The organism is Pseudomonas wadenswilerensis (assembly GCF_024749185.1).
Taxonomy (GTDB): Bacteria; Pseudomonadota; Gammaproteobacteria; order Pseudomonadales; family Pseudomonadaceae; genus Aquipseudomonas; species Aquipseudomonas wadenswilerensis.
Map to the genome: position 1 here is coordinate 371,813 of NZ_CP087191.1, position 23,731 is coordinate 395,543.

Annotated in this window: 20 protein-coding genes and 1 pseudogene; 18 read left to right on the top strand and 3 right to left on the bottom strand. The window is 63.2% G+C overall.

Annotated elements, in window-relative coordinates:
* Positions 1 to 119 precede the first annotated feature (119 nt).
* Positions 120 to 1,130, top strand: a complete 1,011-nt coding sequence (locus LOY45_RS01660; protein WP_045193898.1) for a class 1 fructose-bisphosphatase — start codon at positions 120 to 122, stop codon at positions 1,128 to 1,130.
* Positions 1,131 to 1,133: 3 nt separating this feature from the next.
* Positions 1,134 to 1,730, top strand: a complete 597-nt coding sequence (locus LOY45_RS01665; protein ID WP_258578665.1) for a DUF924 family protein — start codon at positions 1,134 to 1,136, stop codon at positions 1,728 to 1,730.
* An 83-nt stretch (positions 1,731 to 1,813) separates the two neighbouring features.
* Here LOY45_RS01665 and LOY45_RS26885 read toward each other — a convergent pair whose 3' ends face one another.
* Positions 1,814 to 2,644 carry a methyl-accepting chemotaxis protein gene (locus LOY45_RS26885; protein ID WP_415842540.1) on the bottom strand — a complete coding sequence of 277 codons (831 nt, stop codon included), beginning with the start codon at positions 2,642 to 2,644 and terminating at the stop codon, positions 1,814 to 1,816.
* Between the two features lie 24 nt (positions 2,645 to 2,668).
* Positions 2,669 to 3,706, bottom strand: a pseudogene (locus LOY45_RS26890) (HAMP domain-containing protein); the annotation flags it as partial.
* 234 nt (positions 3,707 to 3,940) lie between these two features.
* Here LOY45_RS26890 and bamE point away from each other — a divergent pair.
* Positions 3,941 to 4,195, top strand: coding sequence for an outer membrane protein assembly factor BamE domain-containing protein (bamE, locus tag LOY45_RS01675; protein ID WP_115089291.1), 255 nt, complete (start codon positions 3,941 to 3,943; stop codon positions 4,193 to 4,195).
* A complete protein-coding gene (locus LOY45_RS01680; protein WP_115089290.1) occupies positions 4,192 to 4,767 on the top strand; it encodes a lipocalin family protein in 576 nt (191 codons plus the stop codon). Before bamE ends, LOY45_RS01680 begins: the two co-directional genes overlap by 4 nt.
* A 64-nt stretch (positions 4,768 to 4,831) precedes the next feature.
* Here the strand turns inward: LOY45_RS01680 and LOY45_RS01685 are convergent, their stop codons facing one another.
* Complete coding sequence (locus LOY45_RS01685; protein ID WP_258578666.1) at positions 4,832 to 6,196, bottom strand: formimidoylglutamate deiminase; 1,365 nt, start codon at positions 6,194 to 6,196, stop codon at positions 4,832 to 4,834.
* A 144-nt stretch (positions 6,197 to 6,340) separates the two neighbouring features.
* Between LOY45_RS01685 and hutC the strand changes: the two genes are divergently transcribed.
* From hutC to LOY45_RS01755, 14 genes are all read left to right on the top strand, one after another.
* A complete protein-coding gene (gene hutC / locus LOY45_RS01690; protein WP_166675745.1) occupies positions 6,341 to 7,051 on the top strand; it encodes a histidine utilization repressor in 711 nt (236 codons plus the stop codon).
* On the top strand, positions 7,048 to 7,620 hold the full coding sequence (locus LOY45_RS01695) for a HutD/Ves family protein (protein ID WP_258578667.1): 573 nt from the start codon (positions 7,048 to 7,050) through the stop codon (positions 7,618 to 7,620). The genes hutC and LOY45_RS01695 overlap by 4 nt, the downstream gene beginning before the upstream one ends.
* Positions 7,621 to 7,917: 297 nt before the next feature.
* The gene (gene hutU, locus LOY45_RS01700; RefSeq protein ID WP_115089281.1) at positions 7,918 to 9,597 is read left to right on the top strand and encodes a urocanate hydratase; all 1,680 of its coding nucleotides are present in this window, start codon (positions 7,918 to 7,920) and stop codon (positions 9,595 to 9,597) included.
* Between the two features lie 67 nt (positions 9,598 to 9,664).
* Positions 9,665 to 11,197, top strand: a complete 1,533-nt coding sequence (hutH, locus tag LOY45_RS01705) for a histidine ammonia-lyase (RefSeq protein WP_115089280.1) — start codon at positions 9,665 to 9,667, stop codon at positions 11,195 to 11,197.
* Between the two features lie 112 nt (positions 11,198 to 11,309).
* The gene (locus LOY45_RS01710) at positions 11,310 to 12,713 is read left to right on the top strand and encodes an amino acid permease (protein WP_115089279.1); all 1,404 of its coding nucleotides are present in this window, start codon (positions 11,310 to 11,312) and stop codon (positions 12,711 to 12,713) included.
* 15 nt (positions 12,714 to 12,728) lie between these two features.
* Positions 12,729 to 13,934: an imidazolonepropionase gene (gene hutI / locus LOY45_RS01715; RefSeq protein ID WP_258578668.1), complete on the top strand. Its 1,206-nt coding sequence runs from the start codon at positions 12,729 to 12,731 to the stop codon at positions 13,932 to 13,934.
* 10 nt (positions 13,935 to 13,944) lie between these two features.
* A complete protein-coding gene (gene hutG, locus LOY45_RS01720; RefSeq protein ID WP_258578669.1) occupies positions 13,945 to 14,748 on the top strand; it encodes an N-formylglutamate deformylase in 804 nt (267 codons plus the stop codon).
* Between the two features lie 168 nt (positions 14,749 to 14,916).
* Positions 14,917 to 15,888, top strand: coding sequence for a prolyl aminopeptidase (gene pip / locus LOY45_RS01725; protein WP_258578670.1), 972 nt, complete (start codon positions 14,917 to 14,919; stop codon positions 15,886 to 15,888).
* Positions 15,885 to 16,322 carry a D-aminoacyl-tRNA deacylase gene (gene dtd, locus LOY45_RS01730; RefSeq protein WP_115089275.1) on the top strand — a complete coding sequence of 146 codons (438 nt, stop codon included), beginning with the start codon at positions 15,885 to 15,887 and terminating at the stop codon, positions 16,320 to 16,322. Before pip ends, dtd begins: the two co-directional genes overlap by 4 nt.
* Positions 16,323 to 16,583: 261 nt before the next feature.
* Entirely contained in the window at positions 16,584 to 18,299 is a 1,716-nt protein-coding gene (locus tag LOY45_RS01735; protein WP_233673571.1) for a glucan biosynthesis protein G, read from the top strand.
* Positions 18,292 to 20,865 (top strand): glucans biosynthesis glucosyltransferase MdoH, encoded by a 2,574-nt coding sequence (mdoH, locus tag LOY45_RS01740; protein WP_115089274.1) that lies wholly within the window; start codon positions 18,292 to 18,294, stop codon positions 20,863 to 20,865. Before LOY45_RS01735 ends, mdoH begins: the two co-directional genes overlap by 8 nt.
* Positions 20,866 to 21,116: 251 nt before the next feature.
* Entirely contained in the window at positions 21,117 to 21,917 is an 801-nt protein-coding gene (locus LOY45_RS01745) for a transporter substrate-binding domain-containing protein (RefSeq protein WP_166675744.1), read from the top strand.
* A gap of 78 nt (positions 21,918 to 21,995) precedes the next feature.
* The gene (locus LOY45_RS01750; protein ID WP_134064738.1) at positions 21,996 to 22,958 is read left to right on the top strand and encodes an amino acid ABC transporter permease; all 963 of its coding nucleotides are present in this window, start codon (positions 21,996 to 21,998) and stop codon (positions 22,956 to 22,958) included.
* The gene (locus LOY45_RS01755; RefSeq protein WP_115089519.1) at positions 22,951 to 23,685 is read left to right on the top strand and encodes an amino acid ABC transporter ATP-binding protein; all 735 of its coding nucleotides are present in this window, start codon (positions 22,951 to 22,953) and stop codon (positions 23,683 to 23,685) included. The genes LOY45_RS01750 and LOY45_RS01755 overlap by 8 nt, the downstream gene beginning before the upstream one ends.
* The last annotated feature ends 46 nt before the right edge of the window (positions 23,686 to 23,731 follow it).

Genomic DNA, 23,731 nt, shown 5'->3' on the forward strand with positions numbered 1-23,731 from the left:
GGTGAACTCTCGGGCCGATGTGCCGTCTGATCGGCCAAGCGTGTCTGATTGCTCGCTAGCGCTTCACTCTCCCTGTAAACTGCGTGGGTTTTTATTACCCCCTTCCTTCGGAGCCTTACATGTCCCGCGTTACCCTGAGTCGCTATTTGATTGAGCAGACCCGCAGCAACAGTACCCCTGCCGATCTGCGCTTCCTGATCGAAGTGGTGGCGCGTGCGTGCAAGGAAATCAGCCACAACGTCTCCAAAGGCGCGTTGGGCGGCGTTCTGGGCAGCATGGGCACCGAAAACGTGCAGGGCGAAGTCCAGAAGAAACTGGACGTGATCTCCAACGACATCCTGCTTGAAGCCAACGAGTGGGGTGGTCACCTGGCCGGCATGGCTTCCGAAGAGATGGACAATGCCTACCAGATCCCGGGCAAGTACCCGAAAGGCGCCTACCTGCTGGTATTCGACCCGCTGGACGGTTCGTCGAACATCGACGTCAACGTCTCGGTCGGTACCATCTTCTCGGTACTGCGCTGCCCTAACGAGTACCTGAGCCAGAACGAAAGCCTCAACGAGCAGGCCTTCCTGCAGCCGGGCACCAAGCAGGTTGCCGCCGGTTACGCGATCTATGGTCCGCAGACCATGCTGATCCTGACCCTGGGCAACGGCGTCAAGGGCTTCACCCTGGACCGTGAGCTGGGCAGCTTCGTGCTGACCCACGAGAACATCCAGGTACCGGAAACCACCGCCGAGTTCGCCATCAACATGTCCAACCAGCGCCACTGGGAAGAGCCGGTGACCCGCTACGTGGGCGAGCTGCTGGCCGGTGAGACCGGTCCGCTGAAAAAGAACTACAACATGCGCTGGATCGCCTCGATGGTTGCCGATGTGCACCGCATCCTCACCCGTGGCGGCCTGTTCATGTACCCGCGCGACGCGCGTGAGCCGTCCAAGCCGGGCAAGCTGCGTCTGATGTACGAAGCCAACCCGATGTCCTTCATCATCGAACAGGCCGGCGGTGCTTCCACCGACGGTCGCCAGCGCATTCTCGACATCCAGCCGGAGAGCCTGCACCAGCGCGTGGCAGTGTTCCTCGGCTCCAAGCAGGAAGTCGAGCGCGTTACCGGTTATCACAAGGAGTAAATCATGCTCGCACCTTGGCAGCCGTTGCTGGAGTGGTGGTTTGGCTGGGGCACCAGCCCCCAGGATGTGGCTGACGAGAAGAGCACCTTGTGGTTCGGCAAGCACCACGACGACGAAGCGCGCGAGCGCTTCGGCGACCTGGTCGAACAGGCGCTGGCCGGCGGCCTCGATGAGTGGCTGCAAAGCCCGCAGGGCTGGCTCGGTCTGGTGTTGCTGCTCGATCAGTTGCCGCGCATGATCCACCGCGACACGCCGCGCGCCTTCGATGGCGACCGCCGTGCCCAGGTGCTGGTGATGCAGGGGCTGGACAAGGCCTGGGATTACCAGCTGCTGCCGATCCAGCGGGTGTTCATCCTGCTGGTGCTGGAACATGCCGAAGTGCTGGACTGGCAGAACATCAGCGTCGAGCGTTATCAGCTGTTGCTCACTGCCCAGCCGGATACGGATCGGCGCTTGTTCGAAGGTTTCCTCGACTATGCCGAGCAGCACCAGCGGGTGATTGCCCGCTTTGGTCGCTTCCCGCACCGCAATCTGCTGCTGAATCGGCCGAGTACCGATGAAGAGATGGATTTTCTGCTGGAGCCGGGCTCAAGGTTTTGAGTTGAATTCATCGCTGGCAAGCCAGCTCCCACAGAGATTTGCATTGCTTGTGGGAGCGGGCTTGCCCCGCGATCAGCTTCACATCAGATCCTGAAACTCCCCACCAATTGCTTCAACCGATTGGCCTGATTCTCCAGGTCATTGCAGGCGCGCAAGGTTGCCTGCAGGTTCTCCACCCCTTCCTGATTCAGCGTATTGATCTCGGTGATGTCGACATTGATCGACTCGACCACGGCTGTCTGCTCTTCGGTGGCGGTGGCCACCGACTGGTTCATGCCGTCGATCTCGCCGATCCGCTGGGTCACGCTGCCCAGCCGCTCGCCGGCCTGGTTGGCGATGCCGACGCTGTGCTGGCTGTGGCTCTGGCTTTCGGTCATGGTGCTGACCGCCACCTGGGCGCCGGCCTGCAGTTCTTCGATGATGCGCTGAACCTGCTGCGCCGAATCCTGGGTGCGGTGGGCCAGGTTGCGTACCTCGTCCGCCACCACGGCAAATCCGCGCCCGGCTTCACCGGCGCGGGCCGCTTCAATTGCGGCATTGAGCGCCAGCAGGTTGGTCTGCTGGGAAATGCCGCTGATCACTTCGAGGATCTGTCCGATGTTCACCGTGTTGGTGTTGAGCGTTTCGATATTGCCGCACGAGTCGCTGATCTTCGCCGACAACTGGTTCATCACCTCGATGGTTTGTTCGACCACCTGCTGACCTTCGGCCGCGAGGTTGCGCGCATCGCTGGAGTGCTGCGAGGCGAGGGCGGCGTTCTGGGCGATTTCCTGGGCGGCGGCGCCGAGCTGATTGATCGCCGCGGCGACGCTGCTGGTGCGGCTCGACTGCTGGTCGGCGTTGTGGATCGAGGCGTTCGAGGCGCTGACCACGCGCTGGGCCACTTCATTGACCTGGCCGGTGGCCGAGGCCACTTCGCGGATCGACTCGTGGATGCGCTCGACAAAACGGTTGAACGATTGGCCGAGGCTGCCGAACTCGTCCTGGCCATGGATGCGCAGGCGCCGGGTCAGGTCGCCTTCGCCTTCGGCGATGTCATGCATGGCCCGGCCCATTACGTGCAGCGGCTCCATCAACACGCGAATCAGTACGCCGAGCAGGGCAATGATGATCAGCACCGCAATCACCGTGGCCACCACCGCCGAGGTGCGCAGTTCGCTGAGCGTGGCGAAGGCAAAGTCCTGGTCGAGCACCAGCGCCACGTACCAGTCAGCCGAGGGCACGCCGTTGACCTTGGTGAAGGTGATGAACTGCTTGTGGCCGTCCAGTTCGGCTTCTTTCAGGCCGCTGCCCACCTGCGGAGTGTCTTGCGGGTAGGCGTCGCTGAGGTTTTTCAGCACCAGGTCGGCTTGCGGGTGCACGAGGATCTTGCCGGCGCCGTTGACGATGAAGGCCTGGCCGTGGCCGTCGAAGTTCAGTGCGTTGATGATCGCACTGATGCTGTCCAGGTCGGTGTCGGCGCCATTGACGCCGATCAGCCGGCCCTGGTGCTGCACCGGGGTGGCGAGGGTGATCACCAGTTTGTTGGCCGAAACGGAAATGTACGGCTCGGTGACGATGGACTGGCCGGCACTGGTAGCGGCCTTGTACCAGCCGCGAACCCGCGGATCGTAGTCGGCGGCGCGATTGCCCAGCGGTACCGATTGCATGTAGCCGTCCTGGCCGCCGAAATAGGTCAGCAGAAAGTTGCTGCCGTACACCGGCAGGCTCAGGCTGCGGGTCAGGCTGTCCTTGCTGGCGCCATCGACGGCAACCTGCTGGGACAGCGACTGCAGGAGCTGCATGCGGCTTTGCAACCAGGTCTGGATGTTGCTGCTGGTCAGGCTGCCGAGTTCCTGCATCGAGGCTTCGGTGTTGCTGCGCAGGGTCTGGCGCTGGCGGTAATCGTTGAACAGGATGAAACAAGTGAAGGCGACAGCGACCACCAGGGCGGCGGCGAGCAGAATCTTGTGGCTGAACTTCAAGTTTTTTGTCATTGCGAGGTCTGTCTGCACAAGGCGGGTCAACGGGTGGGGCGCGGCAATCGGTCGCAGCGCCTTCCTGTGTCGTCCGTTATGGACAAAAGATTAATCGCAGAACTCACCAGTCGACCAATGGCGGGGCTTTGACGCCAACAAAACCGGAGCGCTCGGGAACCGGATGAGCTTTTTCCCTTCTAAGCTGTCGGTAGGCCACCGCGCCTGCACCCTCATGTCCAGGAGTGACCCTTCATGTCGTTGCGTTCCCTCGCCCTGCTGTCCTTGTGCGTGTTCCTTACTGCGTGCAACAAGATCAACCAGGAAAACTATTCACAGATCAAGTCCGGGATGACCAAGGTCGAGGTCGAAAAACTGCTCGGCGCGCCGACCGATTGCTCGGGCGCCCTGGGCATGTCCAGTTGCACCTGGGGCGACGAGAAAACGTTCATCAGCGTCCAGTACGCCGGCGACAAGGTGTTGATGTATTCCGGGCAGGGTCTGAAATGAAGCGGCTGCACTTGCTGTTGGTGCTGTGTGCCGGGTTGATCCTCGGCGGTTGCGCCAGCTCCGGCGTCGGGTCCCTTGAGCCGAAGACCGCCGACAGCGTCGACCTCAAGCGCTACCAGGGCAAGTGGTATGAGCTGGCGCGTTTGCCGATGTATTTCCAGCGTGACTGCGCCCAGTCCGAAGCCCATTACAACCTCAAGCCGGACGGCAGCGTCGGTGTGCTCAACCGCTGCCGCACCCTTGCAGGTGAATGGCAGGAGGCCAGCGGCACGGCCAACGTGCAGGTGCCGGGCAAGACCGACAAGCTTTGGGTGGTGTTCGACAACTGGTTCTCGAAGTTGCTACCGGGCGTTGCCAAGGGTGACTACTGGATCCTCTACGTCGACGACAAATACCACACCGCGCTGGTCGGCAATCCGGACCGCAAGTACCTGTGGATACTCTCGCGTACCCCGACCATCCCGGCCTTGCAGCGCGAAAGCCTGCTGGCCAAGGCGCGCCAGCAGGGCTACGACACCCAGCGGCTGATCTGGCGGGTAGCGGACAAGGAGATGGCTGCGGCTAAGCCTTGATGCCCAAATCGCTGGCAAGCCCGCTCCCACAGTGTAGGAGCGGGCTTGCCCCGCGATGGCGTAATCAGCCCAACAGGCTGCGCAGCACTCCGGCAAACTCCCGCGCGCTGTCTTCTTCCTGGGCATGGTGCCCTTGGCGCACTACCCACTGGCCGTTGACCATCACGTCGCGCACCTGACGGTCACCGCCAGCAAACAGCCAGCGGTTGAGAATGCCGTCTTCACTGGCTGTCGACAGATACGGGTCGTTGCCATCGAGCACCAGCCAGTCCGCGCGCTTGCCCACCGCCAGTTCGCCAATCGGCTGCCCCAACGCCTGCGCGCCACCGCTCAGGGCGGCATCGAACAGGGTGCGCCCGACCATCGGCTGATCGCCGCGGTACAGGCGGTTACGGCGCTGGTCGCGCAGGCGCTGGCCATACTCCAGCCAGCGCAATTCCTCGACCACGCTCAACGACACATGGCTGTCCGAGCCGATTCCCAGGCGCCCGCCCCGGGCCAGGTAGTCCACGGCCGGGAAGATACCGTCGCCCAGGTTCGCTTCGGTGGTCAGGCACAGGCCGGCAACCGCGCCGCTGCGGGCCATCAGCTCGACTTCGTCGGGCTCGGCATGGGTGGCGTGGACCAGGCACCAGCGCTGATCCACTTCGGTGTTCTCATAGAGCCACTGCAAAGGCCGGCGGCCGCTCCAGGCCAGGCAGTCGTCGACTTCCTTCTGTTGCTCGGCGATATGGATGTGCACCGGGCAGGCCTTGTCGCTGGCGGCCAGTACCTGGGCGATCTGCTCCGGGGTGACCGCGCGCAGGGAGTGGAAGCACAGGCCCAGCCCTTGCGCGGGCTGCTCGGCCAGCAGTGGCGCCAGGCGCGCCTGCAGGTTCAGATACTGTTCGGTGCTGTTGATAAAGCGCCGCTGGCCTTCGTTCGGTGTTTGCCCGCCAAAGCCCGAGTGGCTGTACAGCACTGGCAGCAGGGTCAGGCCGATGCCGCTGGCGCGCGCCGCGGCACTGATGCGCAAGGACAGTTCCGCCGGGTCGGCGTAGGCCTGGCCCTGGGTGTCGTGGTGAACGTAATGGAATTCGGCGACCGAGGTGTAGCCGGCCTTGAGCATTTCGATGTACAGCTGACGGGCGATGACCTGCAGTTGTTCAGGGCTGATCTTGCCGACCAGGCGATACATCAGCTCGCGCCAGGTCCAGAAGCTGTCGTTAGGGTTGCCGGCCACTTCCGCGAGCCCGGCCATGGCGCGCTGGAAGGCGTGCGAGTGCAGGTTGGGCATGCCTGGCAGCAGCGGACCGGCCAGGCGTTCGGCGTTTTCGGCCGAGGCGTTGGCCTGGATGCTGGTCAGCAGGCCGTCAGCGCCGACCTCGATTCGGACGTTTTCGGCCCAGCCCGTAGGCAGCAAAGCACGTTCGGCAAAGAAGACGGACATCGGCACGGCACCTCAATTGTGATTATTTGTATATACATATACAGACGTTTGCCTGCTGGGTAAACTCCGGCAAGCTACCGTTCATTCAACCGAACAAGGATATCTTCCGTGCCGACACCTCCTGTCTCCGCGCTGGTTGCCCAGATGGGCGAGGGTCCGGCGCCGCTGTACGCCCGGGTCAAACAGATGATCGCCCAGCAGATCCAGAATGGCAGCTGGCCGCCCCATCACCGGGTGCCGTCTGAAAGCGAGCTGGTCAACCAGTTGGGTTTCAGCCGCATGACCATCAACCGCGCCCTGCGCGAGTTGACCGCCGAAGGTCTGCTGGTGCGCATGCAGGGCGTCGGCACCTTTGTCGCCGAGCCCAAGACCCGTTCGGCACTGTTCGAGGTCAACAACATTGCCGACGAGATCGCCGCCCGCGGCCACGAGCACAGCTGCCAGGTGATTGTCCTGGCCGAAGAGGCCGCCGGTTCCGAGCGCGCCCTGGCCCTGGACATGCGTGAAGGCCAGCGGGTGTTCCACTCGCTGATCGTGCATTACGAGAACGGCGTCGCCGTGCAGATCGAAGACCGCTTCGTCAACGCCGCAGTGGCACCCGACTACCTCAAGCAGGACTTCACCCGGCAGACGCCCTACGCATACCTGTCCCAGGTCGCACCGCTGACCGAAGGCGAGCACGTGGTCGAAGCGATCCTCGCCGAGCCGGAAGAATGCCGCCTGCTGCAAATCGAACAGGGCGAGCCGTGCCTGCTGATCCGCCGCCGCACCTGGTCGGGGCGTCAGCCAGTGACTGCCGCTCGTCTGATTCATCCCGGATCCCGTCATCGCTTGGAAGGACGCTTCAGCAAATGAGCCAGTTGCAGGTATTACGCGCCAAAGACTACCCCCGCATGCCGTGGAAGAACGGCGGCGGCAGCACCGAAGAAATCACCCGCGATGCAGGCGTTGGCCTGGACGGCTTCGGCTGGCGCCTGTCGATTGCCGATATCAGCGAATCCGGTGGTTTTTCCAGCTTTGCCGGTTATCAGCGGATCATCACCGTGCTCGAGGGCGAGGGCATGCGCTTGCAGGTCGACGGTCAGCCGACGCGCCCGCTGTTGCCGTTCGATGCCTTTGCCTTCAGTGGCGAGAGTCAGGTCAGTTGCAGCCTGCTCGGTGGTTCGATTCGCGATTTCAACCTGATTTATTCCCCCGAGCGTTACCGCGCGCGCCTGCAGTGGCTCGACGGCACCCAGCAGGTGTTCAGTTCGGCTTCGACTCTGCTGCTGTTTGCGGCAGCCTCCCAGGTTGAGGCGGCGTTGACCGGTCAAGGGACGCACGTGTTGGGTCGCTACGACTGCTTGCGTCTGGAAGGTAATCACAACCTGCAGGCCTTGAACATTCAGGGGCGCTGCTGTCTGATCGAACTGATCGCGGACTAAAATTGTTACGCCCGGCCGAGCCGCTCGGTCGGGCCTGTTACCGAATGACCCAAAGTGGTGCAATGCCGCTGGTCCAGATTGCTTGACCGTTCATCTCCCCAAATTTTTTTTGTATCCCTGCAGCGCCCACGCTGCGGGGCTCTAGCGCCTGCGTTGGAACCGGGAAAGCGGTCCTCGGGAGGAGTTGGCATTTCAATTGCCTATGCTTGTACATACAAGTAAAGATGTGTTTGTATAAGTGCCATGACCCACCCAATGTCTGGGTTGCTCTGGACCGATCGCTTAGGAGCCATTTCCGTGACTGACAACAACTTCAAGAAATTCCGTGACGTCGAAATCCGCGCAGCGCGCGGCAACAAGCTGACCGCCAAAAGCTGGCTGACCGAAGCGCCGTTGCGCATGCTGATGAACAACCTCGACCCGGAAGTCGCCGAGAACCCGAAAGAGCTGGTGGTGTACGGCGGTATTGGCCGTGCGGCGCGTAACTGGGAGTGCTACGACAAGATCGTCGAGAGCCTGACCAACCTGAACGACGACGAAACCCTGCTGGTGCAATCCGGCAAGCCGGTCGGCGTGTTCAAGACCCACAGCAACGCCCCGCGCGTACTGATCGCCAACTCCAACCTGGTACCGCACTGGGCCAACTGGGAACACTTCAACGAACTGGATGCCAAGGGCCTGGCCATGTACGGCCAGATGACCGCCGGCAGCTGGATCTATATCGGCAGCCAGGGCATCGTCCAGGGCACCTACGAAACCTTCGTCGAAGCCGGCCGTCAGCACTACAACGGCAGCCTCAAGGGCAAGTGGGTACTGACCGCAGGCCTCGGCGGCATGGGCGGCGCCCAGCCTCTGGCCGCAACCCTGGCCGGTGCCTGCTCGCTGAACATCGAATGCCAGCAGAGCCGCATCGACTTCCGCCTGAGCAGCCGTTACGTCGATGAGCAAGCCACGGACCTCGATGACGCCCTGGCACGCATCGCCAAGTACACCGCCGAAGGCAAGGCCATCTCCATCGCCCTGCTGGGCAATGCCGCTGAAATCCTGCCAGAGCTGGTCAAGCGTGGCGTGCGCCCGGACATGGTCACTGACCAGACCAGCGCCCACGATCCGCTCAACGGTTACCTGCCCGCTGGCTGGACCTGGGAGCAGTACCGCGATCGCGCCCAGACCGAACCGGCTGCCGTGGTCAAGGCTGCCAAGCAATCGATGGCCGTCCACGTCCAGGCCATGCTCGACTTCCAGAAACAGGGCATCCCGACCTTCGACTACGGCAACAACATCCGCCAGATGGCCAAGGAAGAGGGCGTGACCAATGCCTTCGACTTCCCGGGCTTCGTACCGGCCTACATCCGTCCGCTGTTCTGCCGTGGTATCGGTCCGTTCCGCTGGGCAGCGCTGTCGGGTAACGCCGAAGACATCTACAAGACCGACGCCAAGGTCAAGGAACTGATCCCGGACGACGCCCATCTGCACAACTGGCTGGACATGGCCCGCGAGCGCATCAGCTTCCAGGGCCTGCCAGCACGTATCTGCTGGGTTGGCCTGGGCCAGCGCGCCAAGCTCGGCCTGGCGTTCAACGAAATGGTCCGCAGCGGCGAGCTGTCGGCGCCGATCGTCATCGGCCGTGACCATCTGGACTCCGGCTCGGTATCCAGCCCGAACCGTGAAACCGAATCGATGCAGGATGGCTCCGATGCCGTCTCCGACTGGCCACTGCTCAACGCCCTGCTCAACACTGCCAGCGGCGCGACCTGGGTCTCCCTGCACCACGGTGGTGGTGTGGGCATGGGCTTCTCCCAGCACTCGGGCATGGTCATCGTCTGCGACGGTACCGACGAGGCTGCCGAGCGGATCGCCCGCGTACTGACCAACGACCCGGGTACCGGTGTCATGCGTCACGCCGATGCCGGTTATCAGATCGCCATCGACTGCGCCAAGGAACAAGGCTTGAACCTGCCGATGATCACAGGCTGATCTGCGGTAAATGGTTGATACTGATATCTATGCAGGCGCATACGCCTCACGAGTACGGAGCATTAACGTGACTGAATTGACCCTGAAGCCCGGCACCCTGACCTTGGCTCAGCTGCGTGCGATCTACCAGCAGCCGGTAAAACTCACGCTGGATTCCAGCGCCGACCAGCAGATCGACGCCAGCGTCGCCTGTGTCGAGCAGATCCTCGCTGAAAACCGCACCGCCTACGGCATCAACACCGGTTTCGGCCTGCTGGCCTCGACCCGTATCGCCAGCCACGACCTGGAAAACCTCCAGCGTTCGCTGGTGCTGTCCCACGCCGCAGGCGTCGGCCAGCCGATTGACGATGCCTTGGTGCGTCTGATCATGGTGCTCAAGGTCAACAGCCTGAGCCGTGGTTTCTCCGGCATCCGCCGCAAGGTGATCAACGCCCTGATCGCGCTGATCAACGCCGAAGTCTATCCGCACATTCCGCTGAAAGGTTCGGTCGGCGCTTCCGGCGACCTCGCCCCGCTGGCACACATGTCGCTGGTACTGCTGGGTGAAGGCAAGGCGCGCCACAACGGCCAATGGCTGTCGGCCACCGAAGCCCTGGCAGTTGCCGGCCTCGAGCCGCTGACTCTTGCGGCCAAAGAGGGCCTGGCGCTGCTCAACGGCACTCAGGCGTCCACCGCCTTCGCCCTGCGCGGTCTGTTCGAAGGTGAAGACCTGTTCGCTGCCGCCATGTCGGTCGGTGGCCTGACCGTCGAAGCGGTGCTGGGTTCGCGTTCGCCGTTCGATGCGCGCATTCATGAAGCCCGTGGCCAGCGCGGCCAGATCGACGCCGCAGCGTGCTACCGCGACCTGCTGGGTGACGGCAGCGAAGTCTCCGCCTCCCACGAGAACTGCGGCAAGGTCCAGGACCCGTACTCGCTGCGCTGCCAGCCACAGGTCATGGGCGCCTGCCTGACCCAGTTCCGCCAGGCCGCCGAAGTGCTGGTGATCGAAGCCAACGCCGTGTCCGACAACCCGCTGGTGTTCGCCGCCGAAGGTGACGTGATCTCCGGTGGTAACTTCCACGCCGAGCCGGTGGCCATGGCCGCCGACAACATGGCCCTGGCCATCGCCGAAATCGGTTCGCTCAGCGAACGCCGTATCTCGTTGATGATGGACAAGCACATGTCCCAGCTGCCGCCGTTCCTGGTGGCCAATGGCGGGGTCAACTCCGGCTTCATGATCGCCCAGGTCACCGCAGCTGCGCTGGCCAGCGAAAACAAGGCCCTGGCTCACCCGCACAGCGTCGACAGCCTGCCGACCTCGGCCAACCAGGAAGACCACGTGTCGATGGCGCCGGCTGCTGGCAAGCGCCTGTGGGAAATGAGCGACAACGTGCGCGGTATTCTTGCCGTCGAATGGCTGGCCGCCTGCCAGGGCCTGGACCTGCGCGAAGGCCTGAAGACCTCGCCGAAGCTGGAACAGGCGCGGCAAACCCTGCGCAGCAAGGTTGCTTACTACGACAAAGACCGCTTCTTCGCCCCGGACATCGAGGCGGCCATCGCCCTGCTGGCCGAAGGGCGCCTGACCGGCCTGCTGCCGGCCAAGGTCCTGCCTAGCCTGTAATTGCTCCCGGGGCCCTTCGCGGGGCAAGCCCGCTCCCACCGTGGGGGCGGGCTTGCCCCGGGATTGGCGCGCCCGTTCATTCTCACGACCAGAACAAGAATAAGGACGTGACATGCAACAAGCTCAAGGACTCAAGCGCGGGCTCACCGCGCGCCACATTCGCTTCATGGCACTGGGCTCGGCGATCGGCACCGGGCTGTTCTATGGTTCCGCCGCCGCCATCCAGATGGCCGGGCCAGCGGTGCTGCTGGCCTACCTGATCGGTGGTGCAGCGGTATTCATGGTCATGCGCGCGCTGGGGGAAATGGCCGTGCACAACCCGGTGTCCGGCTCCTTCGGCCACTACGCCAGCACGTATCTTGGCCCCATGTCGGGGTTCATCCTCGGCTGGACCTACGCCTTTGAAATGATCATCGTCTGCCTCGCCGACGTCACCGCCTTCGGCATCTATATGGGCTTCTGGTTTCCGGAAGTGGCGCGCTGGATCTGGGTGCTGGGCATCGTCTTCCTGATTGGCGGCCTGAACCTGTGCAACGTCAAAGTGTTCGGCGAGATGGAATTCTGGCTGTCGCTGCTCAAGGTCGGCGCCATCGTCGCGATGATCCTTGCCGGTTTCGGCATCATGGCCTTCGGCCTGAGCAATGCCAGTGCCGACAATGCCGTCGGTATCAGCAACCTGTTCGAGCATGGCGGCTTCATGCCCAATGGCATTGGTGGCCTGATCGCCTCGTTGGCGGTGGTGATGTTTGCCTTCGGCGGCATCGAAATCATCGGCATCACCGCCGGTGAAGCCAAGGACCCGCAGCGCGTCATCCCCAAGGCGATCAACGCCGTGCCGATGCGCATCCTGCTGTTCTATGTGCTGACCCTGTTCGTGCTGATGTGCCTGTATCCGTGGCCGCAAATCGGCAGCCAGGGCAGCCCGTTCGTGCAGATCTTCAGCAATCTGGGGATTGGTTCGGCGGCGACCGTGCTGAACATCGTGGTGATTTCCGCTGCGGTATCGGCGATCAACAGCGACATCTTCGGCGCCGGACGCATGATGTACGGCCTGGCCCAGCAAGGGCAGGCGCCTAAAGGCTTTGCCAAGATCTCCCGTCATGGCGTGCCGTGGATGACCGTGCTGGTCATGGGCGCAGCCTTGCTCGGCGGCGTGGTGCTCAACTACCTGATCCCGGAAAACGTGTTCCTGCTGATCGCCTCGATCGCTACCTTTGCGACCGTCTGGGTGTGGCTGATGATCCTCGTGACCCAGGTCGCCATGCGTCGCAGCATGAGCCGTGAAGAGGTCGCTCAGCTGAAGTTCCCGGTACCGTTCTGGCCTTATGGCCCGGCGGCGGCGATTGCCTTCATGCTGTTCGTCTTCGGCGTGCTGGCCTACTTCCCTGATACCCAGGCAGCGTTGCTGGTGGGCGTGGTCTGGGTACTGTTCCTGGTGGTGGCCTACAAGCTCTGGTGCAAACCGCAGGTGGCTGGCGCCGAGCAGCCGCTGGTGCAGGAACCTTCGCAACTCTGATCAAGGAGCAACTGAATGAAAACCCTCTGGCAGCACTGCCATGTGGCAAGCATGGCGCAAGGCGCCTACTCGATCATCGAGGACGCGGCGATTATCACCAGTGCCGGCCACATCGAGTGGATCGGCCCGCGCCAGCAGCTGCCGGCTGTGGTCGCTGACAGAACCGTGGACCTGGGCGGCGCCTGGGTCACCCCGGGCCTGATCGACTGCCACACCCACACGGTGTTTGGCGGCAACCGCAGCGGCGAGTTCGAGCAGCGCCTGCAAGGTGTCAGCTATGCCGAGATCGCCGCCCAGGGTGGCGGTATCGCCAGCACTGTGCGGGCGACCCGTGCGGCCAGCGAGGACGAACTGTTAGCCAGCGCCCGCCAGCGCGTGCAGGCGCTGATGCGCGATGGTGTCACCACCCTGGAGATCAAGTCCGGTTACGGCCTGGACCTGGCCAGCGAGCGCAAGTTGCTCAAGGTCATCCGCCGCCTGGGCGAGGAGCTGCCACTGACCGTGCGCAGCACCTGCCTGGCGGCCCACGCCTTGCCGCCGGAATACAAGGACCGGGCTGACGACTACATCAGCCATATCTGCGATGAAATGCTCCCGGCGCTGGCCGCCGAGGGCCTGGTGGACGCAGTGGATGCCTTCTGTGAATACCTGGCGTTCTCCCCGGCCCAGGTCGAGCGGGTGTTCATCAAGGCTCGCGAGCTGGGCTTGCCGGTCAAGCTGCATGCCGAGCAACTGTCGTCCCTGGCCGGTTCCAGCCTGGCGGCGCGTTACCAGGCGCTGTCGGCCGATCACCTGGAGTTCATGACCGAAGACGACGCCATCGCCATGGCGGCGGCCGGGACTGTGGCGGTATTGCTGCCCGGTGCTTTCTACTTCCTGCGTGAAACCCAGTTGCCGCCGATGGATGCCCTGCGCAAGCATGGGGTCAAGATCGCCATTGCCAGCGACCTCAACCCTGGCACTTCGCCGGCGCTGTCGCTGCGCCTGATGCTGAACATGGCCTGTACCCTGTTCCGCATGACCCCGGAAGAAGCCCTGGCCGGTGTCACCCTGCACGCGGCAACGGCCCTGGGCCTGGGCGACAGCCACGGTTCACTGGAGGTCGGCAAGGTGGCCGACTTCGTCGCCTGGCAGATCGAGCGACCGGCCGACCTGGCCTACTGGCTCGGCGGCGACCTGCCCAAGCGGGTGGTGCGCCTGGGCCATGATATTTTCAATTGAGAGAGGGCGTATGGACAAGGTACTGAGTTTTCACCAGGGCACGCTGCCGCTGCTGATCAGCATGCCCCACGCCGGTTTGCGCCTGACCCCGGCGGTGCAGGACGGTCTGGTCGAGCAGGCGCAAAGCCTGCCGGACACCGACTGGCATATCCCGCAGCTGTACGATTTTGCCCGTGGCCTGGGCGCCAGCGTGGTCGCGGCCGGGTACTCGCGTTTCGTCATCGACCTGAACCGACCGGACGACGACAAGCCGCTGTATGTCGGTGCCACCACCGGCCTGTACCCGGCGACCCTGTTCGAGGGCGAGCCGTTGTTCAAGGACGGCCAGGCGCCGTCGGCGCAGGAGCGGGCAGGGTACCTGGAAGCGATCTGGCGGCCCTACCACGACACTATCCGCAACGAGCTGGCACGCCTGCGCGAGCAGTTCGGCTATGCCTTGCTGTGGGATGCGCATTCGATCCGCTCGCACATCCCGCACCTGTTCGATGGCAAGCTGCCGGACTTCAACCTCGGCACCTTCAATGGCGCCAGTTGTGATCCGCAGCTGGCTGAGCGGCTGCAGGGTGTCTGTGCAAAATTTGAGCAGTACAGCCATGTGCTCAATGGTCGCTTCAAGGGTGGCCATATCACCCGTCACTATGGTGACCCGGCCAAAGACATCCACGCGGTGCAGTTGGAGCTGGCGCAAAGCACCTATATGGAAGAGGTCGAGCCGTTCAAGTACCGCGAGGATCTGGCGGCGCCGACCCAGGTGGTGTTGAAGCAACTGCTCGAGACGGTGCTGGCGTGGGGCAAGGAGCGCTACAAGGCTTGAGACCAGGGTGAGCCCATCGCTGGCAAGCCAGCTCCCACAGGGTGTATCGAACCTGTGGGAGCTGGCTTGCCAGCGATAGGGCCCTCAAAGCCATCACAGGTACATGCTCTAAGCGCAATTCAGGTTTATGATGCCCAACGGCAGAATAATTCCCACACGGAGTGCGTAATGCAGACCTTGTACCCGCAGATCAAACCCTACGCCCGGCACGATCTGGCCGTGGAAGCACCGCATGTGCTGTATGTCGATGAGAGCGGTTCGCCGGAAGGTCTGCCGGTGGTGTTCATCCATGGTGGCCCGGGTGCTGGCTGCGATGCCCAGAGCCGCTGCTACTTCGATCCCAACCTGTACCGCATCATCACCTTCGACCAGCGCGGCTGTGGCCGTTCGACCCCCCATGCCAGCCTGGAAAACAACACCACCTGGCACCTGGTCGAAGACCTGGAGCGCATCCGCAAGCACCTGGGCATCGACAAATGGGTGCTGTTCGGCGGCTCCTGGGGCTCGACCCTGGCCCTGGCCTACGCCCAGACCCACCCCGAGCGCGTGCATGGCCTGATCCTGCGCGGCATCTTCCTGTGCCGCGCGCAAGAGATCGAGTGGTTCTACCAGGCTGGCGCCAGCCGCCTGTTCCCCGATTACTGGCAGGACTACATCGCACCGATTCCGGCCGAGGAGCGTGGCGACCTGGTCAAGGCCTTCCACAAGCGCCTGACCGGCAACGATCAGATCGCCCAGATGCACGCGGCCAAGGCCTGGTCGACCTGGGAAGGGCGCACCGCAACCCTGCGGCCCAACCCGCTGGTGGTCGATCGCTTCTCCGAGCCGCAGCGCGCGCTGTCGATCGCCCGCATCGAATGCCATTACTTCACCAATAATGCCTTCCTCGAGCCGGACCAACTGATCCGCGACATGCCGAAGATCGCCCACCTGCCGGCGGTGATCGTGCATGGTCGTTACGACGTGATCTGCCCGCTGGATAACGCCTGGGAGCTGCATCAGGCCTGGCCGAACAGTGAATTGAAGGTGATTCGCGACGCCGGCCACGCTGCTTCAGAGCCCGGCATCACCGACGCCCTGGTGCGCGCCGCCGACCAGATGGCTCGGCGCCTGCTCGACCTGCCCCTGGAAGAAGCATGAAGGGGCTGTTGCAACGCGTGCGTGGCGCGCGGGTGGATGTCGAGGGCAAATCCGTTGGCGCGATCGACCAGGGCCTGCTGGTGCTGGTGGCGGTCGAGCCCGGCGACACCCGCGCGCATGCCGACAAGCTGTTGCACAAGCTGCTCAACTACCGGGTATTCAGCGACCCTCAGGGCAAGATGAACTTGTCGCTCAAGGACATCGGTGGTGGCCTGCTGCTGGTTTCGCAGTTCACCCTGGCCGCCGATACCCAGAGCGGCCTGCGCCCGAGTTTTTCCACGGCTGCGCCGCCAGCGCTGGGCGCCGAGCTTTTCGACTATATGTTGGCCCAGGCCCAGGTCCAGCACGCGACGGTTGCCAGTGGTCAGTTCGGAGCTGACATGCAGGTGCACCTGGTCAATGATGGCCCGGTAACATTTATGTTACAAATATGATGGCAAAAAACCCCTGTTTGCGGGAAAACAAGGGGTTTGGTTGCATAAATAGTTTGTTCAGCCTGATGCGTTGTAACGCAGCCTGCTGGATAATCGCGCGCTATGTGGGCCTGCGTTCGCGGGTTCATTTCACTCTGACTTGAGACTGTCCGGAACCGTTTGGGGAATCATTGCGCCCTTTCGGAGTCCGAACAGTGCTCGCCAACCTGGCATATGTCGCTGGCCGTTGGTTTTATGATCTGTTTTCGGCGAGGGTTGCTCGTGATTGTAAGTCCCTGTAATGCACCAAGAACTCCCGGCAATCGGCTGCGCACGGCCCTGTTGGCAGGCGCAACGCTGGTAAGCCTGCTCGGCGCAGGCCAGCTCTGGGCGTTCAACCTTGACGATGTCGCGGCCAAGGCGAAGGATCTTGCCGGGCAGAAGTACGAAGCGCCAAAAAGCAATCTGCCGGCGGTGTTCCGTGACATGAAGTACGCGGACTACCAGAAAATCCGCTTCCTCAACGAAAAAGCCGAGTGGGCCAAGGACAAGACGCCGTTCAAGCTGTCCTTCTACCACCAGGGCATGCATTTCGACACGCCGGTCAAGATCAACGAAGTCACCACCAAGGCGGTGAAAGAGATCAAGTACGACCCGAGCCGTTTCGATTTCGGCGACCTGCAGTTCGACGCCAAGGCTACCGAACAGCTGGGGTACGCCGGTTTCCGCGTGCTGTACCCGATCAACAAGGCTGACAAGCAGGATGAAATCATGACCCTGCTTGGCGCCAGCTATTTCCGCGTGGTCGGCAAGGGTCATGTGTATGGCCTGTCCGCTCGCGGCCTGGCTATCGACACCGCGCTGCCGTCGGGCGAAGAATTCCCGCGCTTCACCGAGTTCTGGGTCGAGCGTCCGAAGCCGACCGACAAGCAACTGGTGATCTACGCGCTGCTCGATTCGCCGCGTTCCACCGGCGCCTACCGCCTGACCCTGCGTCCGGGCAGCGACACCATTGTCGACGTGCAGTCCAAGGTGTTCCTGCGTGACCACGTCAGCCGCCTGGGCATCGCCCCGCTGACCAGCATGTTCCTGTTCGGCGGCAACCAGCCGTCCAAGGTGCTCAACTACCGTCCGGCCCTGCACGACTCCGAAGGCCTGTCGATCCACGCTGGCAATGGCGAATGGCTGTGGCGCCCGCTGAACAACCCGAAACACCTGGCCGTGAGCAACTTCAGCGTCGAGAACCCGCGTGGTTTCGGCCTGCTGCAACGCCAGCGTGAGTTCAGCCAGTTCGAAGACCTCGACGATAACTACCAGAAGCGTCCAAGTGCCTGGATCGAGCCGGTCGGTGACTGGGGCAAGGGTACCGTCGACCTGGTCGAGATCCCGACTGCCGACGAAACCAACGACAACATCGTGGCCTTCTGGAGCCCGGAGAAACTGCCGGAGCCAGGTACCCCGTTCGAATACGCCTACCGCCTGCACTGGACCATCGACGAGTCCGAGTTCCACTCGCCGAACCTGGGCTGGGTCAAGCAGACCCTGCGCTCGACCGGTGACGTCAAGCAGTCCAACCTGATCCGCCAGCCCGATGGCAGCGTGGCCTTCCTGGTCGACTTCGAAGGCCCGGTACTGAGCAAACTGCCGGAAGACACCGCAGTGCGTAGCCAGGTCAGCGTTGGCGACAATGCCGAAGTGGTCGAGAACAACCTGCGTTACAACCCGGAAATCAAAGGCTGGCGCCTGACCCTGCGGCTGAAGGTCAAAGACCCGAGCAAGTCCGTGGAAATGCGCGCCGCCCTGCTGCGTGACGTTCCGGTCGAGCCGGCCAAGCCTGCCAAACCAAGCAAGCAGGACAAAGCCGCGGCCAAACACGCCAAGGCTGACAAGCCTGCCGAGCAACCTGCCGCCGACGCGGCGTCCACCACCGGGGCACCGGCCACCACCGAACAGGTGCTGACCGAGACCTGGAGCTATCAGTTGCCTGCCGATGAGTAATGCCCATACCCGGCCAGAATCGCTCAGCGAATATCTGGCCCACCTGCCCCTGAGCGACGAGCAGCGCGCGGAACTCGCCCGCTGCTCCTCGTTCAGCGAATTGCATCAACGCCTGTCTGCCCAGCCGGGCGCCGACGCTGCCGAGGCCGTTCAGGCCTCGGTGGGCGAGCGCCTGCACGTGACCTGCGCCGAAGAGCTGCAAGACGCCGAGATGCTCGCGGTGGACGGCAGCGGCCGGGTCTGCCTGAAGGCCACGCCGCCGATCCGTCGCACCCGGGTAATCCCCGAGCCGTGGCGGACCAACATCCTGATCCGCGCCTGGCGCCGCCTGACCGGCCGCACCAACGCTCCGGCGCCGGAAAAGCGCGAGCTGCCCAAGGCGCGCTGGCGCTGGGTCGGCTCGATGCGCCGCTACATCCTGCTGGCGCTGATGCTCGGTCAGACCATCGTCGCCGGCTGGTACATGAAGGGCATCCTGCCGTACCAGGGCTGGTCGTTCGTCGACCTCGACGAAGTCATGCACCAGCCGCTGCTGCAAACCGCCACGCAAGTCTGGCCGTATGCGCTGCAGACCAGCATCCTGATCCTCTTCGGTATCCTCTTCTGCTGGGTCTCGGCGGGTTTCTGGACCGCGCTGATGGGTTTCCTGGAACTGCTTACCGGGCGCGACAAATACCGCATTTCCGGCAGCAGTGCCGGTAACGAGCCGATCGAAGCCGGTGCCCGCACCGCGATCGTCATGCCGATCTGCAACGAAGACGTGCCACGCGTGTTCGCCGGCCTGCGGGCGACGTTCGAGTCGGTGGCCGCCACCGGTGACCTCGACCGTTTCGACTTCTTCGTGCTCAGCGACACCAACGACACCGACATCGCCGTGGCCGAGCAACAGGCCTGGCTGGAAGTCTGCCGTGAGGCCAAGGGTTTCGGGCGGATCTTCTACCGTCGCCGTCGCCGCCGGGTCAAACGCAAGAGCGGCAACCTCGACGACTTCTGCCGTCGCTGGGGTGGCGACTACCGCTATATGGTGGTGCTCGACGCCGACAGCGTGATGAGCGGCGAATGCCTGACCAGCCTGGTGCGCCTGATGGAGGCCAACCCGGACGCCGGGATCATCCAGACCGCGCCGAAAGCTTCGGGCATGGACACCCTGTATGCGCGCATGCAGCAGTTCGCCACCCGCGTCTACGGCCCGCTGTTCACTGCCGGCCTGCACTTCTGGCAGCTCGGTGAGTCGCACTACTGGGGTCACAACGCGATCATCCGCATGAAGCCCTTCATCGAGCACTGCGCCCTGGCGCCATTGCCGGGCAAGGGTGCCTTTGCCGGTGCGATCCTCTCCCACGACTTCGTCGAAGCGGCGCTGATGCGTCGGGCCGGCTGGGGCGTGTGGATTGCCTACGACCTGCCGGGTAGCTACGAAGAACTGCCGCCGAACCTGCTCGACGAGCTCAAGCGCGACCGGCGCTGGTGCCACGGCAACCTGATGAACTTCCGCCTGTTCCTGGTAAAAGGCATGCACCCGGTGCACCGTGCGGTGTTCCTTACCGGGGTGATGTCGTACCTCTCGGCGCCGTTGTGGTTCTTCTTCCTGGTGCTGTCGACTGCGTTGCTGGCGACCAACACCCTGATGGAGCCGCAGTACTTCCTCGAACCGCGCCAGCTCTACCCGTTGTGGCCGCAGTGGCATCCGGAGAAAGCCATTGCGCTGTTCTCCACCACTATCGTGCTGCTGTTCCTGCCCAAGCTGCTCAGCGTCATCCTGATCTGGGCCAAGGGTGCGAAAGAGTTCGGCGGGCGCTTCAAGGTGACCGTGTCGATGCTGCTGGAGATGCTCTTCTCCATGCTCCTGGCGCCGGTGCGGATGATCTTCCACACCCGCTTCGTACTCGCCGCGTTCCTCGGCTGGGCCGCGACCTGGAACTCGCCGCAGCGTGACGACGACTCCACCCCGTGGAGCGAAGCGGTCCGCCGCCATGGTCCGCAAACCCTGCTGGGTGTGGCCTGGGCGCTGTTGGTGGCCTGGCTGAACCCGAGCTTTTTGTGGTGGCTGGTGCCGATCGTTGGTTCGCTGATGTTGTCGATCCCGGTCTCGGTGATTTCCAGTCGGGTGCACCTGGGGTTGCGTGCCAAGGACGAGAGCCTGTTCCTGATCCCCGAGGAATACGCCACGCCTCGCGAACTGCTGGCCACCGATCAGTACACCCACGAGAATCGCTGGCACGCCATGCACGACGGCTTCGTCCGTGCCGTGGTCGACCCGCAGCAGAACGCCCTGGCTTGCGCCTTGGCCACTGCCCGTCACGGCGTCGCGGCGCCGATCGAGGCGTTGCGTGCCGAGCGTATCGCCAAGGCCCTGGAAGTCGGCCCGAGCGGTCTGGATGGCAATACCCGTCTGGCCCTGCTCAGCGACCCGGTTGCCCTGGCGCGCCTGCACACGGCGGTCTGGGATGAGCAGAACGAGGCCTGGCTGGGCGTCTGGCGCCAGTCGATCGCCAACGATCCGCACTCGCCGCTGTTGCCGTTGCATCCGGAGCCTGCCGTACAGCCTTCGCTGGCCAGTGCCTGATCGCCTGATCGGCTCAAGCAATCGCCGGCAACGCCGGCTTCCACAGGGTTGTATGCACAACTGACCTTGTGGGAGCCGGTGTTGCCGGCGATGTTTTTTCTGGTATCAATGCGTAACAAAGTCATCTTCGGCTATATGTACCGTGCCGTTCATGCGTTAGCATCCCTCCCCGAATATCTCGCACCCGTCTGAGTAGGACGGTTCGCGCCAAAAATAAAATTCGAGCTTTTCTGCTGGGGGATCTGGTGATGATTAAGAAGTATCTGTCGATGCTGCTGGTCGGCGTCACGGCGCTGGTCGCGGTAAGTGCCGCCCAGGCGGCCGGAGCCATCGATGACGCGGTCAAGCGCGGCACCTTGCGTGTCGGCATGGACCCTACCTACATGCCGTTCCAGATGACCAACAAGCGCGGTGAGATCATCGGCTTCGAGGTCGACATCCTCAAGGCCATGGCCAAGTCCATGGGCGTCAAGCTCGAGACCGTTTCCACTGCGTACGACGGCATCATCCCGGCGCTGATGACCGACAAGTTCGACATGATCGGCAGCGGCATGACCCTGACCCAGGAACGCAACCTCAAGCTTAACTTCAGCGAACCCTTCATCGTTGTCGGTCAGACCCTGCTGATCCGCAAGGAGCTGGCTGACGAGATCAAGTCCTACAAAGACCTGAACAACGAGAAGTACCGCCTGACCTCCAAGCTCGGTACTACCGGCGAGATGGTCGCCAAGAAGCTGATCGGCAAGGCCAAGTACCACGGCTACGACAACGAGCAGGAAGCAGTGATGGACGTGGTCAACGGCAAGGCCGACGCCTTCGTCTACGACGCGCCGTACAACGTCGTCGCGGTGAACAAGGCCGGCGCCGGCAAGCTGCTGTTCCTCGACAAGCCGTTCACCTTCGAACCGCTGGCCTTCGGCCTGAAGAAGGGCGACTACGACAGCCTCAACTTCATCAACAACTTCCTGCACCAGATCAAGCACGACGGGACCTACGATCGCATCCACGACAAGTGGTTCAAGGACACCGCCTGGCTCAAGGACATGGAATAAGGCCGAGGCACCACGCCCGGCTTGAAACCCGACGCGCAGGCTGGCCCTGCGCGTTCGCTTTTACGGAAGTACCTTCACGTGATCAAACACAAAAAAGCCCAGTGGCCCTGGCACGGGCTGACCGCGCTGGTCCTGATCGGCCTGGCCGTCAGCCTGTATTACGCGACCTCGGTGATTTCCTACGAGTGGCGCTGGAACCGGGTGCCGCAGTACTTTGCCTACCAGGCTGAAGTCGCCCAGCGCGTCGCTGAAAACGGCACCATCGAAGCCATCGTCAGCAAGGGCGACATGGCCAGCGTCACGGTACGTGACGAGAGCGGTGGCGAGCAGGTCTTCGAGGTCGAGCAGGCCAGCGTGCAACTGTCGCGCGGCGACGATGTGGCCGAAGGCGACCTGATCGGCGTTACCCATCACTGGGCCGCCGGCCCGCTGGCCTGGGGCCTGTGGACCACGGTATGGATCTCGGTCGCCTCCGGCGTGCTGGGGCTGCTGATCGGCCTGTTTGCCGGGCTCTGCCGGCTGTCGAACAACCCGACCCTGCGTGACCTGTCGACGGTGTATGTCGAGCTGGTACGCGGTACGCCGTTGCTGGTACAGATTTTCATCTTCTATTTCTTCATCGGTACTGTGCTCAACCTGTCCCGGGAGTTTGCCGGGGTGGCGGCGCTGGCGCTGTTTACCGGCGCCTATGTCGCCGAGATCGTCCGCGCCGGTGTGCAGTCGATCGCCAAGGGCCAGGGTGAAGCCGCCCGTTCGCTGGGCCTGAGCGCTGGCCAGTCGATGCGCCATGTGGTGCTGCCGCAAGCCTTCAAGCGCGTATTGCCACCGCTGGCCGGGCAGTTCATCAGCCTGGTCAAGGACACCTCGCTGGTCTCGGTGATCGCCATCACCGAACTGACCAAAAGCGGTCGCGAGGCGATCACCACCTCGTTCTCGACCTTCGAGATCTGGTTCTGCGTCGCCGGCCTGTACCTGTTGATCAACCTGCCGCTGTCGCACATGGCCAGCCGGCTTGAGCGGAGGCTTGCGCAAAGTGATTGAAGTCCGTGACCTGGTAAAAGTCTTCGATACCCGTGGGCAAGTGGTGCGCGCGGTCGATCACGTCAGCACCGACGTGGCCAAGGGCGAAGTGCTGGTGGTGCTCGGCCCTTCGGGCTCGGGCAAGTCGACCTTCCTGCGCTGCCTCAACGGCCTGGAGTCGTTCGATGAAGGCACCGTGGCCATCGACGGCCTGCAACTGGCTGATCCGAAGACCGACGTCAACGCCTACCGCCGGGAAGTCGGCATGGTGTTCCAGCATTTCAACCTGTTCCCGCACATGACCGTGCTGGAGAACCTGTGCCTGGCGCAGAAGGTCGTGCGCAAGCGCGGCAAGGCCGAGCGCGAGGCCAAGGCCCGGGCGTTGCTGGAGAAGGTCGGCATTGCGCAGAAGGCCAATGAGTTCCCTTCGCGCTTGTCCGGTGGTCAGCAGCAGCGGGTGGCGATCGCTCGCGCCCTGGCCATGGAGCCCAAGGTAATGCTGTTCGATGAGCCGACCTCGGCGCTCGACCCGGAAATGGTCGGTGAGGTGCTGGATGTGATGAAGACCCTGGCCCTGGAAGGCATGACCATGGTTTGTGTCACCCACGAAATGGGCTTTGCCCGCGAAGTGGCGGATCGGGTGCTGTTCTTCGATCACGGCAAGCTGCTGGAAGACTCGCCGCCGGAGGCGTTCTTCACCTCACCCAAGGACCTTCGCGCCCAGGCGTTTTTGCGGCAGGTGCTTTAGGGCCCCATCGCGGGGCAAGCCCGCTCCCACCAGACCGGTAGGAGCG

Excerpts from the sequence above, each read along its gene's own strand:
- LOY45_RS01685 (WP_258578666.1), bottom strand. The coding sequence starts at position 6,196 with ATGTCCGTCTTCTTTGCCGAACGTGCTTTGCTGCCTACGGGCTGGGCC.
- hutC (WP_166675745.1), top strand. The coding sequence starts at position 6,341 with ATGGGCGAGGGTCCGGCGCCGCTGTACGCCCGGGTCAAACAGATGATC.
- pip (WP_258578670.1), top strand. The coding sequence starts at position 14,917 with ATGCAGACCTTGTACCCGCAGATCAAACCCTACGCCCGGCACGATCTG.
- mdoH (WP_115089274.1), top strand. The coding sequence starts at position 18,292 with ATGAGTAATGCCCATACCCGGCCAGAATCGCTCAGCGAATATCTGGCC.
- LOY45_RS01665 (WP_258578665.1), top strand. The coding sequence starts at position 1,134 with ATGCTCGCACCTTGGCAGCCGTTGCTGGAGTGGTGGTTTGGCTGGGGC.
- LOY45_RS01710 (WP_115089279.1), top strand. The coding sequence starts at position 11,310 with ATGCAACAAGCTCAAGGACTCAAGCGCGGGCTCACCGCGCGCCACATT.
- bamE (WP_115089291.1), top strand. The coding sequence starts at position 3,941 with ATGTCGTTGCGTTCCCTCGCCCTGCTGTCCTTGTGCGTGTTCCTTACT.
- hutG (WP_258578669.1), top strand. The coding sequence starts at position 13,945 with ATGGACAAGGTACTGAGTTTTCACCAGGGCACGCTGCCGCTGCTGATC.
- dtd (WP_115089275.1), top strand. The coding sequence starts at position 15,885 with ATGAAGGGGCTGTTGCAACGCGTGCGTGGCGCGCGGGTGGATGTCGAG.
- LOY45_RS01660 (WP_045193898.1), top strand. The coding sequence starts at position 120 with ATGTCCCGCGTTACCCTGAGTCGCTATTTGATTGAGCAGACCCGCAGC.
- hutI (WP_258578668.1), top strand. The coding sequence starts at position 12,729 with ATGAAAACCCTCTGGCAGCACTGCCATGTGGCAAGCATGGCGCAAGGC.
- LOY45_RS01680 (WP_115089290.1), top strand. The coding sequence starts at position 4,192 with ATGAAGCGGCTGCACTTGCTGTTGGTGCTGTGTGCCGGGTTGATCCTC.
- LOY45_RS01695 (WP_258578667.1), top strand. The coding sequence starts at position 7,048 with ATGAGCCAGTTGCAGGTATTACGCGCCAAAGACTACCCCCGCATGCCG.